General features: G+C 69.9%; 15 protein-coding genes and 1 tRNA gene. 9 read left to right on the forward strand and 7 right to left on the reverse strand.

The window, feature by feature from the left end; genetic code table 11:
* Nucleotides 1-14 precede the first annotated feature (14 nt).
* The 3 genes from MTAB308_RS18325 to MTAB308_RS18335 are packed head-to-tail and all read left to right on the forward strand — an operon-like array spanning nt 15 to nt 872.
* Nucleotides 15-215, forward strand: coding sequence for a DUF4244 domain-containing protein (locus MTAB308_RS18325; protein WP_077101062.1), 201 nt, complete (start codon nt 15-17; stop codon nt 213-215).
* Between the two features lie 35 nt (nt 216-250).
* A complete protein-coding gene (locus MTAB308_RS18330) occupies nt 251-541 on the forward strand; it encodes a TadE family type IV pilus minor pilin (RefSeq protein ID WP_077104510.1) in 291 nt (96 codons plus the stop codon).
* Between the two features lie 16 nt (nt 542-557).
* Complete coding sequence (locus MTAB308_RS18335; RefSeq protein WP_077101064.1) at nt 558-872, forward strand: Rv3654c family TadE-like protein; 315 nt, start codon at nt 558-560, stop codon at nt 870-872.
* On the opposite strand, the gene MTAB308_RS18340 is transcribed toward MTAB308_RS18335, so the two are convergent.
* Together MTAB308_RS18340 and MTAB308_RS18345 are read right to left on the reverse strand one after the other, a co-directional pair.
* Nucleotides 869-1,906, reverse strand: a complete 1,038-nt coding sequence (locus MTAB308_RS18340; protein ID WP_077101066.1) for a PAS domain-containing protein — start codon at nt 1,904-1,906, stop codon at nt 869-871. The two genes, MTAB308_RS18335 and MTAB308_RS18340, sit on opposite strands and share 4 nt — an antisense overlap.
* Before the next feature lie 199 nt (nt 1,907-2,105).
* Nucleotides 2,106-4,421 carry a DEAD/DEAH box helicase gene (locus tag MTAB308_RS18345; RefSeq protein WP_077101067.1) on the reverse strand — a complete coding sequence of 772 codons (2,316 nt, stop codon included), beginning with the start codon at nt 4,419-4,421 and terminating at the stop codon, nt 2,106-2,108.
* Nucleotides 4,422-4,669: 248 nt separating this feature from the next.
* Between MTAB308_RS18345 and cspA the strand changes: the two genes are divergently transcribed.
* The 3 genes from cspA to topA all read left to right on the forward strand — a co-directional run bounded on the left by cspA (nt 4,670) and on the right by topA (nt 8,627).
* A complete protein-coding gene (gene cspA, locus MTAB308_RS18350) occupies nt 4,670-4,873 on the forward strand; it encodes a cold shock protein CspA (RefSeq protein WP_007166602.1) in 204 nt (67 codons plus the stop codon).
* Nucleotides 4,874-5,028: 155 nt separating this feature from the next.
* Nucleotides 5,029-5,628: a hypothetical protein gene (locus MTAB308_RS18355; protein WP_077101068.1), complete on the forward strand. Its 600-nt coding sequence runs from the start codon at nt 5,029-5,031 to the stop codon at nt 5,626-5,628.
* Between the two features lie 194 nt (nt 5,629-5,822).
* Nucleotides 5,823-8,627, forward strand: a complete 2,805-nt coding sequence (topA, locus tag MTAB308_RS18360; RefSeq protein WP_077101069.1) for a type I DNA topoisomerase — start codon at nt 5,823-5,825, stop codon at nt 8,625-8,627.
* On the opposite strand, the gene MTAB308_RS18365 is transcribed toward topA, so the two are convergent.
* On the reverse strand, nt 8,624-10,294 hold the full coding sequence (locus tag MTAB308_RS18365) for an adenylate/guanylate cyclase domain-containing protein (RefSeq protein ID WP_425436283.1): 1,671 nt from the start codon (nt 10,292-10,294) through the stop codon (nt 8,624-8,626). The two genes, topA and MTAB308_RS18365, sit on opposite strands and share 4 nt — an antisense overlap.
* A gap of 87 nt (nt 10,295-10,381) precedes the next feature.
* Between MTAB308_RS18365 and MTAB308_RS18370 the strand changes: the two genes are divergently transcribed.
* Both MTAB308_RS18370 and MTAB308_RS18375 read left to right on the forward strand, forming a co-directional pair.
* The gene (locus tag MTAB308_RS18370; RefSeq protein WP_077101070.1) at nt 10,382-11,587 is read left to right on the forward strand and encodes a DNA polymerase III subunit delta'; all 1,206 of its coding nucleotides are present in this window, start codon (nt 10,382-10,384) and stop codon (nt 11,585-11,587) included.
* Nucleotides 11,588-11,629: 42 nt separating this feature from the next.
* Nucleotides 11,630-11,702: transfer RNA gene (locus MTAB308_RS18375), tRNA-Thr, on the forward strand.
* Nucleotides 11,703-11,800: 98 nt separating this feature from the next.
* On the opposite strand, the gene MTAB308_RS18380 is transcribed toward MTAB308_RS18375, so the two are convergent.
* Nucleotides 11,801-13,618 (reverse strand): hypothetical protein, encoded by a 1,818-nt coding sequence (locus tag MTAB308_RS18380; RefSeq protein ID WP_245831443.1) that lies wholly within the window; start codon nt 13,616-13,618, stop codon nt 11,801-11,803.
* Here MTAB308_RS18380 and MTAB308_RS18385 point away from each other — a divergent pair.
* Entirely contained in the window at nt 13,584-14,528 is a 945-nt protein-coding gene (locus MTAB308_RS18385) for an NAD-dependent epimerase/dehydratase family protein (protein ID WP_077101072.1), read from the forward strand. The two genes, MTAB308_RS18380 and MTAB308_RS18385, sit on opposite strands and share 35 nt — an antisense overlap.
* Here the strand turns inward: MTAB308_RS18385 and MTAB308_RS18390 are convergent.
* Genes MTAB308_RS18390 through MTAB308_RS18400 form a run of 3 tightly spaced genes read right to left on the reverse strand, consistent with a single transcriptional unit; the run spans nt 14,525 to nt 16,898 of the window.
* A complete protein-coding gene (locus tag MTAB308_RS18390; protein WP_077101079.1) occupies nt 14,525-14,866 on the reverse strand; it encodes a DUF2304 domain-containing protein in 342 nt (113 codons plus the stop codon). The genes MTAB308_RS18385 and MTAB308_RS18390 overlap by 4 nt on opposite strands.
* On the reverse strand, nt 14,863-15,561 hold the full coding sequence (locus MTAB308_RS18395; protein WP_077101082.1) for a glycosyltransferase family 2 protein: 699 nt from the start codon (nt 15,559-15,561) through the stop codon (nt 14,863-14,865). Before MTAB308_RS18395 ends, MTAB308_RS18390 begins: the two co-directional genes overlap by 4 nt.
* A gap of 23 nt (nt 15,562-15,584) precedes the next feature.
* Nucleotides 15,585-16,898: a hypothetical protein gene (locus tag MTAB308_RS18400; RefSeq protein ID WP_173842255.1), complete on the reverse strand. Its 1,314-nt coding sequence runs from the start codon at nt 16,896-16,898 to the stop codon at nt 15,585-15,587.
* Nucleotides 16,899-16,905: the final 7 nt, after the last annotated feature.

Here is a 16,905-nt window from a genome sequence, read left to right on the forward strand (position 1 = left end):
AAAGGAAGGCATTGATGCTCAACATGTTCCGCGCCTTGCTGGGACGCCTCGCCGTGCTGGCGACCGACGAGTCGGGGATGTCCACCGTCGAGTACGCGATCGGCACGATAGCCGCCGCCGCGTTCGGCGCGATCCTCTACACCGTCGTGACGGGCGATTCCATCGTCTCGGCGCTGACCAACATCATCGGTCGTGCGCTCAACACCAAGGTTTAGCGGGTTGTGCCGGGGCGAGCACCGTCGAGGCGGCGCTGGCGATCGCATCGCTGGTCGTGGTGCTGGTTTTGTGCCTGGCCGGTGTCACGGCGGTCTCCATGCAGGTGCGCTGCGTCGACGCCGCCCGCGAGGCGGCCCGGCTGGCCGCCCGCGGTGACGAACGGTCGGCGCTCGACACGGCACGCCGCGTCGCGCCGGCCGGGGCGCGGGTGCAAGTGCGCCGGGACGGCGATTTCCTCGTCGCCACGGTCATCGCCCGGTCAAAGCTGTTGCCCTCGTTGGACATTAGGGCCAGGGCGGTCGCGGCCGCCGAACCTACCCGGTGAGCGGGGATCCGCGACGGTGGTCGCCGCGGCGATGGTGGTCGTATTGCTGTCGGTCACCGGCGCGGGCGCCTACGTCGGCTCGGCGGTGCTGGCGCGGCACCGCGCGCAGGCCGCGGCCGACCTGGCCGCGCTGGCCGGCGCCGCACGGCTGCCGGCCGGTGCCGCGGCGGCCTGCGCCCGCGCGACGGCGGTGGCGCGCGCGATGCGGGTCAACGACGCGCGATGCGAGGTGGACGAGCTCGACGTCGTCGTCGCGGTCCAAGTGGCCGTGGCGTTCGGCGGTGCGGCGCGGGCCGCCGCGCGGGCCGGGCCGGTCGGCAACGACGGCTAAGAAGCGTTGTCTGCGCCGTTCGGCAAACCGGCGGCGGCGACTTCCTCGTCGGTCGGCAGGCGCAGCGAAACCAGCCCGGCGAAGGTGTCCGGCTCCAGTTCCACCTTGCTGACCGTGACGTGCACCGGAACCCAATCGCCGTCGTGGCCCCGCATGCGCAGTACCCGACTGGTCGGGCCGTCAACGAATTCCGTTGTCATAGCGGCCTTCAGGTGTTCGTCGTCGGGATGGACCTTGGGCCTGTCCGTCTTGTGGCCGCGCCAGTCGTAGAAGGTGCAGGGGTCGTCGAGCCATTTCAGCAGGGTCCAGCTGTCGAGGTCGACGAGCGCCCGGTGGACACCGGCCTGGGCCAATCCGTTCAGGATGCGTTGCGCCAGATCGTCGGTGGACACCACCGGGCCCCTGAGCACCGACCGCCAGTTCATCGCCCGGGCGATCAGGTGGTCGCGGCCGTCCGGCCCCGGTTCCACGGCGGTGCGCGCGACGAAACCGATCCGGATGGGTTTGCCCTGCCAGTCGGTGACATCCCAAGTGCTGCAGATCGTTTGGTCGGGCTTGGCCCTGACCGCCATGGCGAGCACCTTGGTTTCGTTCGGGTTGAGCTCGCGCGACGGCAGGTCTTCCGCGAATGCCCTGCCCAAGGTCACTTCGACGTCGGGATTCTTGCCGCTGTTGGCCAGCGATTGCCTGGTATCGGTGGCCACGCCCAGGGTCAGGTCCCACTTCAGCGGCCCCGGGATGGGCCGTTGGGACGGTTCGGCGTCGGCGGGTCCGGTCCAGACGTGGACGCCGTGCACGTGGCCGTCGGACATCACCACCGGCTCGGTGCGGATGACGCGGTCGCGCTTGGTGGTGATGCTGGTCAGGCTCTGGCCGGTCTGGACGGACTCGGCGATCGCGGTCCGGACGGCCGCGAGATGGGGGCTGCGGCGCAAAAACGTGGTGATCGGGACGAGGTTTTTGAGCTGCCGTCCCTGCGCCACTACGGCGGGCTCGCCCCCTAACGTCTCCACGAGCAACCAGTCGTGGGCCATGGGGCCGATTTTACGGCTGCCGGCGGGTGCCACGGGGCCCGGGTGCGGTAGGACGCGGAGTGTCATTTGCCCACGTCTTCGCGGTGTGTGGTGGTATGTTGCATTTCGTCAGAGTGAGGAAACACGCGTTCTGGCGGCGCGCGACGCTGACTTGTGGGGTCGACCGTTGAGGGGTCGGTCGCCATCCCATCCGGGGTAGTCAACGCATGTCGCGACCCAGTTCCGCGAGCACCAACCGCAGCACCCTCACCGCGCCCGACTTGTCCAGGGGATCGTTGCCGTTGCCGCATTTGGGCGACTGCACGCACGACGGGCATCCGTTCGGGCATTCGCACGCTTCGATCGCCGCCGCCGTGGCGCCCAGCCAGGTGCGGGCCCGGCGGAAGCCCCGTTCAGCGAAACCCGCCCCGCCCGGATAACCGTCGTAGACGAAGACGGTGGGCAGCCCCTCGGGACCGATCGCGGTGGACAGCCCGCCGATGTCGCCGCGGTCGCAGCTGGCCACCAGGGGCAACAGCCCGATGGCGGCATGCTCGGCCGCGTGGAGTGAGCCCGGAACGCGCGGCGCTTCAATACCGATGTGCAGCAGGGCATCCGGGTCGATCGTGTACATGGCGGCGGTGGTGGGCAATACGTGCTCGGGCATATCCAGCTCGATGAAGTCGATGACCTCCCCGGACAGCCGGCGCCGCAGGTAGCCCACCACCCGGTGCGTGACCCGAACCGGCACCAAACCCAAACTGACGGAGCCGAACTCGAAGCGCTCACCGGTCCCGGTCACGACGATGTCGGTGAGCTCGCGCGCGAACGTCGCGTAGCCGGGATCCTCGGCGTGGACGAACGCGATCCCGTCCTCGGTGTCCAGGGAATCAACGACGTAGGTCTCCCCCTGATGCAAATAGACCGCTCCGGGGTGAACCGAGGCCGGGGCCTGATCCACGCCGGCGCTGCCGAGCAGCCGCCCGGTGTCGGCCTCGACGATGACGATCTGGCCGCCGGACGAGCCCCGAATGTCCACCGCGCCGTGCGGTTGGACGCCGGCCGCCGGGAAGTACTTGTCGTTGCGGCGCCGCAGCAGCCCATCATCGATCAGGCCTTGGGCCACGTCGGCGGCGCCGAAACTGCGGACCTCGGCCTCGTCGAGCGGCATCTCGGTCGCCGCGCAGAGCAGCTGTGGACCGAGGATGTAGGGGTTGGCGGGATCGATCACGACCCGCTCGACCGGCTTGCCCAGCAGCGCGTCGGGGTGGTGCACCAGGTAGGTGTCCAGCGGATCGTCGCGGGCGATCAGTACGACCAGCGCCCCCTGGCCCCGCCGACCCGAGCGGCCGGCCTGCTGCCAGAACGAGGCGACCGTCCCGGGGAATCCGGCGAGCACCACCGCGTCGAGGCCGGCGATGTCGACACCGAGCTCCAGCGCGTTGGTGGTCGCCAGGCCGCGCAGCCGGCCCTCGGCCAAAGCGCGCTCCAGCGCGCTGCGGTCCTCGGCGAGGTAGCCGGCCCGGTAGGACGCCACCTTCGAGGACAGCTCCGGGGCGATGTCGTCGAGCCGCGCCCGCGTCCCCAGCGCGGTCAATTCCGCCGCGCGCCGCGATCGGACGAACGTCAGCGTTTGCGCCCCCTCGGCGATCAGGTCGGCCATCACGCGCGCCGCCTCGGCGCCGGCGGAGCGGCGCACCGGCGCTCCGTTCTCGCCGGTCAGGTCGGCCCGCAACGCGGGCTCCCACAACGCCACGGTCCGCGCCCCCTGGGGCGAGCCGTCCTCGGTGACCTCCTGCACCGGCCGGCCGATGAGTTCGGCCGCCGTCGCACCCGGCGAATCGGTGGTCGCGCTGGCGAAAACGAAAGTGGGCGCCGACGAATAGCGCTCGCACAGCCTCAACAACCGGCGCAGCACCATCGCCACGTTCGACCCGAAAACCCCACGGTAGTAGTGGCATTCGTCGACGATGACGAAGCGAAGGCCGCGCAACAGGACCGCCCAGCGGGCGTGGTTGCGCAAGATCGACAGGTGGATCATGTCGGGGTTGGAGAACAACCAGCGGGAGCGCTCGCGGGCGAAGCGGCGCACCTCGGCCGGGCTGTCGCCGTCGTAAGCGGTGGGCGCGACGTCATGCAGCCGCGGAACGGCCGCGGTCAGCGCGTGCGCGGCGCGCAACTGGTCGTGGCCCAGCGCCTTCGTCGGCGACAGGTACAACACCCGGGCGCGCGGGTCCGTCGCGAGCGCGTTGAGGACGGGCAGCTGATAGGCCAGTGACTTGCCCGACGCGGTGCCGGTGCTGATCACCACGTGACGGCCGGCGTGGGCCAGCTCCGCGGCCGCCGCCTGATGTGACCACGGGTCACTGATGCCGCGTTCGGCGAACGCCCGGACCACGTCGGGCTCGGCCCACTCGGGCCAGCGATGCGCCCGCCCGCTGCGCGCGGGCAACTCGGCGACGTGACGCAGCGGACGCTCGTCCGGCGCGGTGCCGGAGAGCGCGACGGCGAGCAGGTCGGCGCCGAAACTGCCCACCTCACGCCCTCCAAGAATCAGTCCTGGACACAAGTCTGTCGCCGACGCCATGAACATGGTTGACTATTTGCGGTCGCAGCTTCTGTGTTCGTGTCAAACTTTCGCAGGAACAACGTTGCGGCCGCGGTTCCTGCGAGGTTAATCGGTCGGGTGAAGTTCCGGCGACTCAGCGAGGTATGGCGGTCGTACTCGGCCCGGGGCACCGAAAGGCGGTGCCCCGCATCCAAAAGAAAAGGAAAGATCGAGAGATGCCACAGGGAACTGTGAAGTGGTTCAACGCGGAGAAGGGCTTCGGGTTCATTGCGCCCGAAGACGGTTCCGCAGATGTTTTTGTCCACTACACGGAGATCCAGGGTTCGGGCTTCCGCACCCTCGAAGAAAACCAGAAGGTCGAGTTTGAGATCGGCCACAGCCCTAAGGGCCCCCAGGCCACCGGAGTCCGCTCCGTCTGAGACGAGCAGATTCTCCACGAGAGCCCCCCGCGCGACCCGCCTAGCGGTCCCGTCGGGGGGTTTTCATTATGTCTGGAGTCTGTCCGGAGGCTGCCCAACCCGCCGCGCCGAATACCTGAAGACGCGGACGGACGACCTGGCCTACTGTCGGTGGCGTGAGCCAGCTTTCCTTCTTCACAGCGGAGTCGGTGCCGCCCGCGGTCGCCGATCTCTCCGGGGTGCTGGCGGCTTCAGGGCAGATCGTGCTGGTAGGCGCTCCCGCGGAAAATCGCGCACCGGGCGCTCGGCTTTCGGTGGTCGTCGACCGCATGTGGCGGGCCTCGGCGCTGGCCGAGATGATCCGTGAGGCGGGCCTGGTGCCCGAGATCGGCCGCACCGACGAGGACACGCCGTTGGTGCGGACGGAGGTGACACCCTCCTTGGTGACGCTCGCCGCCGAATGGACCCGCGGCGCGGTCAAGACGGTGCCCCCGCGGTGGCTCCCCGGGCCGCGCGAGCTGCGGGCGTGGACGCTGGCGGCCGGCAACCCGGAGGGCGACCACTATCTGTTGGGTCTCGACCCGCACGCACCCGACACCCATTCCCCGCTCGCGTCGGCGTTGATGCGGGTCGGAATTGCGCCCACGCTGATCGGCACCCGCGGCGGGCGCCCGGCGCTGCGGATCAGCGGCCGTCGCCGGCTATCGCGCCTGGTAGAGAACGTGGGGGAACCCCCGGACGGCGACGAGGCGTTGTCGCTGTGGCCCCGCGTCTAGCCGGGCTCGAGCGCCACAGATTTCGGCGGCCGGTTTGCGCAGGCCCGCCCGAGGGTGCGAAATTGTCAGATGCCCTGAAGGGCGAAGGAACGCTGGCGTATCTGATTTCACCGGAATTTCGGACGCTGGCCTGTCATTCTTCCTGCAGGGCGGTCTCACAGGGGGCCGAGATAAGAGATGGAGCGTAAGCGCAGTTGGCTGACCCGAAGCTAAAAGACCGCGTCGGCGGCGAAAACGGCAGCCGTCGGCGGCTCGTGATTGTCGAGTCGCCGACGAAGGCGCGCAAACTGGCCGGCTACCTGGGCTCCAGCTACATCGTCGAGTCCTCGCGCGGCCACATCCGTGACCTGCCCCGCGCCGCGGCCGACGTGCCCGCGAAGTTCAAGTCCGAGCCGTGGGCCAGGCTGGGGGTCAACGTCGACGCCGACTTCGAGCCGCTCTACATCATCAGCCCGGAGAAGAAGCATACCGTCAGCGAACTGAAGGGCCTGCTCAAGGACGTCGACGAGCTCTATCTGGCCACGGATGGTGACCGCGAGGGCGAAGCCATCGCCTGGCACCTGCTGGAAACCCTCAAGCCCAACATCCCGGTGAAGCGGATGGTGTTCCACGAGATCACCGAACCGGCGATCCTGGAAGCCGCCGAAAATCCCCGCGACCTCGACATCGACCTGGTCGACGCGCAGGAGACCCGGCGCATCCTGGACCGGTTGTATGGCTACGAGGTCAGCCCGGTGCTGTGGAAGAAGGTCGCGCCCAAGCTGTCGGCGGGCCGGGTCCAGTCGGTGGCCACCCGCATCATCGTGCAGCGCGAGCGCGACCGCATGGCCTTCCGCAGCGCGTCGTACTGGGACATCGTCGCTCAACTGGACGCCAGCGTGTCCGACCCGCAGGCCCAGCCGCCCACCTTCACGGCCCGGCTGACCAATGTCGACGGCCTGCGCGTGGCCACTGGCCGCGACTTCGACTCGCTGGGTCAGCTGCGCAAGGCGGACGAGGTGGTGATCCTGGACGAGGCTGGCGCCACCCAGCTGGCGGCGGGATTGCGGGGCGCCCAGCTGTCGGTGGCGTCGGTGGAGGAGAAGCCCTACACCCGGCGCCCGTACGCGCCGTTCATGACGTCGACGCTGCAGCAGGAGGCCGGGCGCAAGTTGCGGTTCTCCTCCGAGCGCACGATGAGCATCGCGCAGCGCCTTTACGAGAACGGCTACATCACTTATATGCGCACCGATTCCACGACGCTGTCGGAGTCGGCGATCAACGCGGCGCGCACCCAGGCGCGGCAGCTGTACGGCGCGGAGTACGTGTCGCCCTCGCCGCGTCAGTACACCCGCAAGGTGAAGAACGCCCAGGAGGCGCACGAGGCGATCCGGCCGGCCGGCGAGACGTTCGCGACCCCGGACGCGGTGCGCCGCGAGCTCGACGGCGACGAATTCCGGTTGTACGAACTGATTTGGCAGCGCACGGTGGCCTCGCAGATGGCCGACGCGCGCGGCACCACGCTGAGCCTGCGGATCGCCGGCACGGCCGGCGAAACGCCGGTGGTGTTCTCCGCGACCGGGCGCACCATCACGTTTGCCGGCTTCCTCAAGGCGTACGTGGAAACGGTGGACGAGCTGGCCGGCGGGGAGGCCGACGACGCCGAGCGCCGGCTGCCCCACCTGAGCGAGGGGCAGCGGCTGGAGGCCCTCGAGCTCACCCCGGACGGCCACGCCACCAACCCGCCGGCGCGCTACACCGAGGCCTCGCTGGTCAAGGCGCTCGAGGAGCTGGGCATCGGCCGTCCGTCGACGTACTCCTCGATCATCAAGACCATCCAGGACCGCGGCTACGTGTACAAGAAGGGCAGCGCGCTGGTGCCCTCGTGGGTCGCGTTCGCCGTCACCGGGTTGCTGGAACAGCATTTCGGTCGCCTCGTCGACTACGGCTTCACCGCGGCGATGGAAGACGAGCTCGACGCGATCGCGTCGGGCACGGAGCGACGCACCAACTGGCTCAACAACTTCTACTTCGGCGGCGACCACGGCGTGCCCGACTCGGTGGCCCGCTCCGGTGGTCTGAAGAAGCTCGTCGGCGTCAACCTCGAAGGCATCGACGCGCGAGAAGTGAACTCCATCAGGGTGTTTGACGACGCGCAGGGCCGGCCCGTCTACGTCCGGGTGGGCAAGAACGGGCCCTACCTGGAACGCACCGTCACCAACGACGAGGGCGAGCCGACCCCGCAGCGGGCCAACCTCAATGACTCACTGACCCCCGACGAGCTGACCCTTGAGGTGGCCGAAGAACTCTTCGCCACACCGCAAGAGGGGCGCGTCTTGGGCGTCGATCCGCAAACCGGGCACGAGATCGTCGCCAAGGACGGTCGGTACGGGCCGTACGTGACCGAGGTCCTGCCCCCGCAGCCCGACTCGGGCGACGGCGGTCCCGACAGCGGAGCGCCGGCGAAGAAGGGAAAGAAGCCCACCGGGCCCAAACCCCGCACCGGCTCCCTGCTGCGCAGCATGGACCTGCAGACCGTGACGCTCGAGGATGCGCTCAAGCTGCTGTCGCTGCCCCGCATCGTCGGCGTGGACCCCGAATCCGGCGATGAAATTACCGCGCAGAATGGCCGCTACGGCCCATACCTGAAGCGGGGCAACGATTCTCGTTCCCTAGCGACCGAGGACCAGATCTTTGACATCACCCTCGAAGAGGCGCTGAAGATCTACGCCGAGCCCAAGCGCCGCGGCAGGCAGAGCGCTGCGGCGCCGCCGCTGCGCGAGTTGGGCGCCGCCCCGGCGTCGGGCAAGCCGATGGTGATCAAGGACGGCCGATTCGGGCCGTACGTCACCGACGGCGAGACCAACGCCAGCCTGCGCAAGGGCGACGACGTGATGTCGATTACCGACGAGCGCGCCGCCGAGCTGCTGGCCGACCGGCGAGCCCGGGGCCCCGCCAAGCGGCCCGCGAAGAAATCGACCCGCAGGGCGCCGGCCAAGAAGGCCACCAAGCGCGCCTAGCCGCTGATCTCGCTCGAAACCTGTTCGTTGGCAGCAACTTCGGGGGTGGCCAGTTTCACCGGACGGGCCAGCTGAGTTGGTGCCGCGCGCCCGCGGAGGTACACCACCTCACCGACGTCCCAGCACAGCGCCTCGGCGTCCAGCGCGCCGCTGACCGCGATAGCGGAGGCGAGCACGTGCCCGGCCTCGAGCTTGGCCAGCTCGGTGAGCCGTGCGGCCTCGTTGACCGGGTCGCCGATGACCGTGTACTCGAAGCGGGCCTGCGCGCCGATGTGGCCGGCGATGGCCCGGCCGGCCGACACCCCGATGCCGAACTCGGCCGACCCGATCACGGGAAGGATTTCGTCGTGCAGCTCGCGGGCGGCCGCCAGCGCGCCGCCCGACGCGTCGGGGTGCTCGATCGGCGCACCGAAGATGGCCAGCGCCGCGTCGCCCTGGAACTTGTTGACGAACCCGCCGTGCTTGCCGACGGTGTCCACCACGACGCGGAAGAACTCGTTGAGCAGGTGGACCACCTCGGCGGGCGGTCGCGTCGCGGCCAGCTGGGTGGAGCCGACCAGGTCCACGAACAGCACCGCGACGTCGCGCTCCTGCCCGCCCAGCTCGGTGCCGCGCTCCAGGGCGCGGCGGGCCACGTCCTCGCCGACGTAGCGGCCGAACAGGTCGCGCAACCGCTGCCGCTCGGAAAGGTCGCGGACCATGTCGTTGAAGCCCGCCTGCAGCAGGCCCAGTTCGCTGGCGTCGTAGATCTGCATGTGCGCGTTGTAGTTTCCGCGCTGCACCTCGGACAGCGCCCAGCGCAGCTGCCGCAGCGGGTCGGCGATGGACATCGCCACCAGCAGCGTGCTGACCAGCCCGACGCCGAGCGCCGCCAGCGCCAGCAGCAGGATGGGGTTGAACAACTTCTCGGGCGTGGCGTGCAGCAGCGAGATCTTGTCGGCCACCACGGCCAGCACGATCGCCAGCAGCGGCACCGCGGTGGACAGCATCCAGCTCAGCATCTGGCGCAGGATGACGCCGGGCGCCTTGACGTTCTCCGGCACGCCGCTGCGCAGCGCCGCGACCGCCACCGGGCGCAGCACCCGCTCGGACTGCAGGTAACCGATGATCGCCGTCGCCGCGGCGCCCAGCGCGACCGCGACCGCCACGACGGGCGCGGTGTACTTGGCCACCGACCAGCTGGCGACGATGAACACCACACCGCCGATACACCAGGCCACCCCACTGGTCATGGTCCGGTAGTAGGGCATCCGCAGCGCGCGGCTGCGGGCCAGTTCGGTGCCGGCCGGATCGGTTTCGGCGAGCAGATTGTCGCGGCGCTGCCAGCGGAAAACCGGCAACATCAGCCTGAGGTTGAACACGATCCCGGCCAGGAACAGGCTGATCACGACGATGATGAAGACGGCCAGGTTGACCGGGGGCAGGTCCTGCAGCTGGATGCGGTCCTGGGGCGGCAGCGCGTAGCGCAGGAAGCCCAGCACGAAAAGTCCGCCGATGATGTCGGCCTGCAGCATGCTCAGCGCGAACAGCGGCCACGGGGTGCGCACCACCCACCGGACGAACGCGCCGATTCGCCCGGGCAGTGCTGCCTCGGTTGCCACCAATCCACCGTATCGGGCAGGGCGGACTTGGCGGAAAACATTAACTATCTCGGCAAGTTGCCGCACCTGCCGAAACGCGCGCCAGGTAACGGAATTGTCGCGATACGGTGGCCGATCGGTATCCGTCTGCAGGTGTCACTACTGTTGCCGGTGATGTCCGGAGTGTTTACGCGGCTGGTAGGCCAGGAGGCCGTGGTGGCCGGGCTGCTCGCCGCCGCCCGCGCGGCCCGCGGTGATCCGGCTCACAGCGATGCGGGCGACGGGACTATGACACATGCGTGGCTGATCACCGGGCCGCCGGGTTCCGGCCGCTCGGTGGCGGCCCTGTGCTTCGCGGCCGCGCTGCAATGCACCGCCGACGGGGAGCCGGGGTGCGGGAGCTGCCGGGCGTGCACGACGACCATGGCCGGAACCCACGCCGACGTGCGACGCGTGATCCCGGAAGGCCTGTCCATCGGCGTGGACGAGATGCGCGCCATCGTGCAGATCGCGTCGCGCCGCCCCACCACCGGGCATCGGCAGATCGTGGTGATCGAGGACGCCGACCGGCTGACCGAGGGTGCGGCGAACGCGTTGCTGAAGGTCGTCGAGGAACCGCCGCCGTCGACGGTGTTCCTGCTGTGCGCGCCGTCGGTGGATCCCGAGGACATCGCGGTCACGCTGCGGTCGCGATGCCGGCACGTCGCGCTGGTCACCCCGCCCACCGAGGCGATCGCGCGTGTCCTCGTCGACAGCGACGGCCTGGACGCCGACACGGCGAACTGGGCGGCGTCGGTCAGCGGCGGGCACGTCGGGCGGGCGCGCCGGCTGGCCACCGACCCCGAGGCCCGCCAGCGACGCGAGCGGGCGCTGGGCCTGGTGCGCGACGCCGCGACGCCGTCAAAGGCCTACGCCGCCGCGGAGGAACTGGTGGCCGCCGCCGAGTCCGAGGCCGTGGTCCTGACGGCGGACCGCGCCGAGGCCGAGACCGAGGAGCTGCGGACGGCGCTGGGCGCCGGTGGGACCGGCAAGGGCACCGCGGGTGCGCTGCGGGGCGCCACCGGCGCGATGAAGGACCTGGAGCGACGGCAGAAGTCGCGCCAGACGCGGGCGTCGCGCGATGCGCTGGACCGCGCGCTGATCGACCTGGCCACCTACTTCCGCGACGCGCTGGTGGTGTCGGCGAACGCCGCCGGCGTCCAGGCGAATCATCCCGACATGGCCGATCGGGTGGCCGCGCTCGCGGACCACGCCTCACCCGAGCGGCTGCTGCGCTGCATCGAGGCGGTGCTTCAGTGTCGTGAGGCGCTGGCGATCAACGTCAAACCCAAGTTCGCCGTCGACGCGATGGTCGCAACGATCGGCCAGGAACTTGGGTGACTCCGTTCCTCTGCCGTAGACTCGTGCCGCCCGGCAGGGCACGCCACCTTAGCTCAGTCGGTAGAGCGGCTCACTCGTAATGAGCAGGTCAGGAGTTCGATTCTCCTAGGTGGCTCGCTGCTTTCACGCGCCGAATGTGACGCCAGCGTCACGCTCGGCGCCGAACGTGACCATAGCGGCACGTTCGGCGAGCACCTCGCTGCGCTTCCAACATCAGGCCGGCGCGACGAAGCCGACCGGCCCCGACGCCAGGCACAACGCCAGCGCGGTCGTGTTGGCCCGTACGGTGATCGCGTCCCCGGCGCCGGGCAGTCGCACGAAGACGCGGTTCAGACCCGGATGCACCAGAACCTTCACATCGGGGCCCTCGGCCAGGGCGAGCGTCATCGAGCCATCGCTGTTGGCAAGGTAATTGAGCTCGACGGTCCAATCGGCGGGCAGCAGCGGACCGTCGAGAACCAGCCGCGCCGGCTTGTCCGGCTGGGCGAAATAGCCGCACTGCGGCATGGGTCCCGGCACGATGGTGCGGATCCAGGTCACGCGCGCGTTGATCAGCCGGCCGGAGCTGTCGATCATGCGCAATTGTGTTGTTGCCGAGTCGAATTCGGGCCTATCGCGCAGCAGCGCGAACATGTGGCTGGCCAGGTTCTGCGGTGCGGCCACCCGTTGCAGGACCAGTGGGTCGACCTCCTGATCCAGCAGCGGAGCGTCCGAGGCCGCGTGCGCGGCGGCCAGGCCGGCGCGGGCGTTCTGCAGGTAGGGCTGGGCGGGGTTGTCCCGCCAGCTGGTCAGGAAGGTCTCCGTCGAGTACAGGCTGCTGGCCACGAACGCCGCCGCCAACCCGGCCGTCGCCAGCGTGCGTGTCGGCGTCGCGTCGAGCCACCGCGCCGTGGCCGGCCGGTTGGGGGCGCACAACGCGACCGCGGCCAGCAGCGCCAGCACGACGACGAGGTCAGGCAGGTAGCGCAGCGTCTGCGCCAGCTCCAGCGCGGTCTGCTTCGACGATCGCATCAGATAGATCGGCACCTGACACGCGACGGCATAGCCGGCCGCGGCCAGCCACACCGGCCCGATGCGGCGCTTGCGCAACAACGACAGGGCCACTGCCCCGATCAGCACCAGCCAGCCGAGCGCCATCACCGATGGCGGCGGCGTGGCCCACGGCGAGGCCGGCGCCCACCGGTCCCAGTGCCACGGCCCGCCGGCCAGACCCGGGACGATGCCATGGGTCACCGATCGCCACAGCAGATCCCCGGTCATCGCAAGGTCGGTGCTCCACCGCCGCTGGTCGACCACGGCCAGGTACAGCGCGACCCAGGCGACGGTCAGCGCCAGCGACGCAATCCACAACCGCCGGCCGGCCCGCCACACCGTCCGCACCGCGGAGCGGTCACCGGACACGTGGACCAGCAGGGCGGCCACGGTGAACGCGACGAACGGTATGACGGCGGCCTTCTCGAAGAACAGCAGCCCGCCGAGGTAAACCAGCACTCCGGTCAGGGCGTGGCGATGGATTCCGGTGCGCACCAGCAGGATCGCGTCGCCGCACACCCACGCCAGCGCGGCCAGCATGGGCAGCGAATTCAGCGCCGCCGCCCACCACGCGAAGCCCGGCACCCCCAGCGGGGTGAACAGCGCGAACGTCAACGGCATCAGCAGCACCCACCGCCAGCCGAGGATGACGTACAGCGCGCGCAGCAGGGTCAGCGAGGCCACCAGCTGCAGCACCAGCAGGCTGACCGCCGGCAGCGTCCAATCCAGCGGTGCCAGCCGGGTGATGGCGCCGGCGACCAGGAACGCGGCCGGCATCACGTGCCCGTCGTGGTCGTCGAACAGGTACGACGGCGACAGCAGGCCCTCGGTGCCGGCCTTGCCGACCAGAATCAGGTCGTCCCAGTAGAAGTAGCCCCGGAAGGCCAGCACCGCGCGGACTCCCAGCTGCACGACGATGAGTGCGGCGGCTGCCGCGATGACCCCCCGCTTGTATGGTGGGCCGGTGCGCGCACTGGTCACCGGGGGAGCCGGATTCATCGGGTCGACGCTAGTCGACCGTCTGCTGGCCGACGGCCACGCGGTGGTGGCGCTGGACAATTTCGCGACCGGTCGCGCGACCAACCTCGAGCATCTGGCCGACAGCCCGGCGCACGTCTTCGTCGAGGCCGACATCGTCACCGCCGACCTGCACGCCATCCTGGACGAGCACCGCCCGGAGGTGGTGTTCCACCTTGCGGCGCAGATCGACGTGCGGCAGTCGGTGGCGGACCCCGAGTTCGACGCGTCGGTCAACGTCATCGGCACCATCCGCCTGGCCGAAGCGGCTCGCCTGACCGGGGTGCGCAAGATCGTGCACACCTCGTCGGGCGGATCGATCTACGGCACGCCGCCGGTGTACCCGACCCCCGAGACGGTGCCCCCGGACCCGGCGTCGCCGTACGCCGCGGGCAAGGTGGCCGGCGAGGTCTACCTGAACACGTTCCGCCACCTGTACGGCCTGGACTGCTCGCACATCGCGCCTGCCAACGTGTATGGCCCCCGCCAGGACCCCCACGGCGAGGCGGGCGTGGTGGCGATCTTCGCCCAGGCGCTGCTGTCGGGGAAGCCCACCAAGGTGTTCGGCGACGGCGGCAAGACCCGCGACTACGTATACGTCGACGACGTGGTGGACGCCTTCGTCAAGGCCTCCGGCGACGCGGGCGGCGGGCAGCGCTTCAACGTCGGCACCGGAATAGAAACCTCGGACCGCCGACTGCATTCGGCGGTGGCCGCGGCCGTCGGGGGGCCCGACGATCCGGAGTTTCATCCCGATCGCCTGGGTGACCTGCAGCGCTCGTGCCTCGACATCGGCTTGGCGGCGGAGGTTTTGGGCTGGCGCCCGCAAATTCAGCTCGACGAGGGCGTGCGCCGCACGGTCGAATACTTCCGCAACAGCCACACGGCCTAGCGCGGTTCGGGTTCCTGCGCGCCCTCCAGCGCGACCGCCCGGGCCAGTCGGGCGTAGCGCAGCTCCAGGTCCTTGAACCGCATGTAGGTGCTGAGCGTGGTGAAACAGAAGGCCATGACCAGCGCGTAGAGCATCAGGTCGGTGCCGCGGCGCACCCCGAACCAGTGCGCCACCACCGTCGTGTCGTCCGGCCGGAGCACGGCGTAGATGCCGCCGAGCACGAACACGACATACCCGACCTTGACCCACGCCTTCGACCGTGAGTTCCGCCGGGACCGCAGCAGGTACACCAGCAGCGCTACGATCGACCCGATCAGCAGCACCTGGATCCAGTTCATGGGGTCCTCCTTCGCAGAAGCCCGTCGAAGATGATGTTGACGCCGTTGAGCAGGGGCTGGCCCTTGGACTTCGAGTAGTCGGTGTAAAGCACCTCGACGGGTTGTTCGACGACGCGCCAATGGTTTTCGGCGATCAACGAAATGAACTCGTTGGCGTGGCTCATGCCGCTCATCGTGATGTTGAGCCCGTCGGCGACCTTCTTGTTGAACACGCGCAGCCCATTGTTGGTGTCGGTCAAGCCAAGTCGGCGACCGCGCCGGCTGAGCCGCGCCGCGGTCTGTAGCACGATCCGCTTGAAGAACGGCGGCCGGCTACCCTCGCGCGTGCCGAACCGGGTGCCGATGACGATGTCGGCGTCGGTCGCTCCGAGCCGGTCGATCATCGCGGCCACGTCCTTGACGCGGTGCTGGCCGTCTGCGTCGAAGGTAGCGAACACCTGCGCCCCCGGCTGCTTGCGCGCGTATTCGACACCGGTCTGGATCGCCGCGCCCTGGCCGAGGTTGACGGGATGGCGCACCAAATGGGCCCCGGCCCGCCGGGCGATTTCACCGGTGCCGTCGGTGCTCCCGTCGTCCACGCAGACGACGTGATCGAAGACCGAGCGCACATCGGCGACCACCTCGCCGATGACCGCGGCTTCGTTGAAGGCGGGAATGACGATCCAGACGCCGGAGTATTGGGATTCAGTAGCCATCTAAGCCCATAGGTTAGCCAGGATCAGCCGGTTGAGCGCCCGGCGCGCGCCAGCGCCACCAGGTGGACAGCGATTCCCACCAGTGGGCCGCACAACAGGCCGACGACGGTGCGCGTCTGCAGCGGCAGCGGCAACAACAGCAACAGCCCCGACGCCACCGTGGCCCCGACCCACCCCAGCGCATAGGCCCGATGCAGCGCGGCGGCGACGGTGGCGGCGCCCGTCAGCGTCAGCACGGCGATCGCCACGGCGGCCGCGGTCAGCCAGGCCAGCAGCGCGCTGCTGGCCTGGTACTGCGGCCCGAAGAAGACGCGCAACAACCACGGGCCGACCACCCCCGCCGCCAGCACGCCGACCGCGCCGATGGCTCCGATGATCCCCGCCGGGCGCACCAGCGCCCGGAGCCGGTCGCTGCGCTCGTCGACGAAGTGAGCGATGAGGTTGCCCTGCATGGCGGTGAGCGGCACCAGCAGCGGCGCGCGGGTCAACGTCACCGCGAGGATGATCACGCCCCCCTCCGCGCCCAGGTCGGTGCTGGTCAGCTTCAGCAGGACCGGAAACCCCATGACCAGGATCGCGCTGGCACCGGCCGCGGTGATCGAGTGGGCCGCCCCGCGCAGGAAGGTCGCGGTGTCGCCCGGCGTCAGCAGCCGGGCCGCGGCGCGCGCCGTGGGCGAGACCCCCAGCGTGATCAGCCACGCCGTCGCGCCCGCCACGGTGGCCCACAGGAACCCGGCCAGGCCCCAGCCGATCACGAACGTCGCCGCGGCCACCGCCACCCGGATGACCGCGTCGGTCACCATCAGCGCCCCGTACGAGGTCCAGTGATTGGTGCCGGCCAGCATGCCCAGCAGGGTGGCGTGCAGGCAGAACCCGGCCAGCCCGACGCTGAGCAGCGCCACCGACAGCCAGCGGTCCTCGACGAACACCCGTGCGCTCCACAGCGGCGAGCTGCCGGCGATCACGACGGCGGCGGCCACGCCGACCATCGCGGCGACGCGCAGCGGATGGGTGCGCCCGAGCGGGGCCGCCCCGATGTCCCCCAGGTAGCTCGCCGAGCGGACCTCCCGGGTGGTCTCCTGCAGCAGCCCGTTGGCGGCGCCGGTCACCAGGCCGAACGCCCCCCAAAACACCCCGAAGACCGAGAAGCCGCGCGGCGCCAGGTCACGGGCGGCCAGATAGATCACCGCGTACCCGCACAGCGCGGTCAGCGCGGTGGCGGTGCCGACCCGGGCCACGCTGCCACGCGCGACCGGCCCCCTCGAGGCCCCGACTTCGGTCACCGGGGCAGCGCCTGTATCCCCACAATTTGAAAATAGTAAGTGCCGAGCACCGATGGACCGC

Origin of the sequence: Mycobacterium terramassiliense (assembly GCF_900157385.1) — a bacterium.
Lineage (GTDB): Bacteria > Actinomycetota > Actinomycetes > Mycobacteriales > Mycobacteriaceae > Mycobacterium > Mycobacterium terramassiliense.

Excerpts from the sequence above, each read along its gene's own strand:
- MTAB308_RS18325 (WP_077101062.1), top strand. The coding sequence starts at position 15 with ATGCTCAACATGTTCCGCGCCTTGCTGGGACGCCTCGCCGTGCTGGCG.
- MTAB308_RS18340 (WP_077101066.1), bottom strand. The coding sequence starts at position 1,906 with ATGGCCCACGACTGGTTGCTCGTGGAGACGTTAGGGGGCGAGCCCGCC.
- cspA (WP_007166602.1), top strand. The coding sequence starts at position 4,670 with ATGCCACAGGGAACTGTGAAGTGGTTCAACGCGGAGAAGGGCTTCGGG.
- MTAB308_RS18370 (WP_077101070.1), top strand. The coding sequence starts at position 10,382 with ATGTCCGGAGTGTTTACGCGGCTGGTAGGCCAGGAGGCCGTGGTGGCC.
- MTAB308_RS18380 (WP_245831443.1), bottom strand. The coding sequence starts at position 13,618 with ATGAATCCGGCTCCCCCGGTGACCAGTGCGCGCACCGGCCCACCATAC.
- MTAB308_RS18390 (WP_077101079.1), bottom strand. The coding sequence starts at position 14,866 with ATGAACTGGATCCAGGTGCTGCTGATCGGGTCGATCGTAGCGCTGCTG.
- MTAB308_RS18395 (WP_077101082.1), bottom strand. The coding sequence starts at position 15,561 with ATGGCTACTGAATCCCAATACTCCGGCGTCTGGATCGTCATTCCCGCC.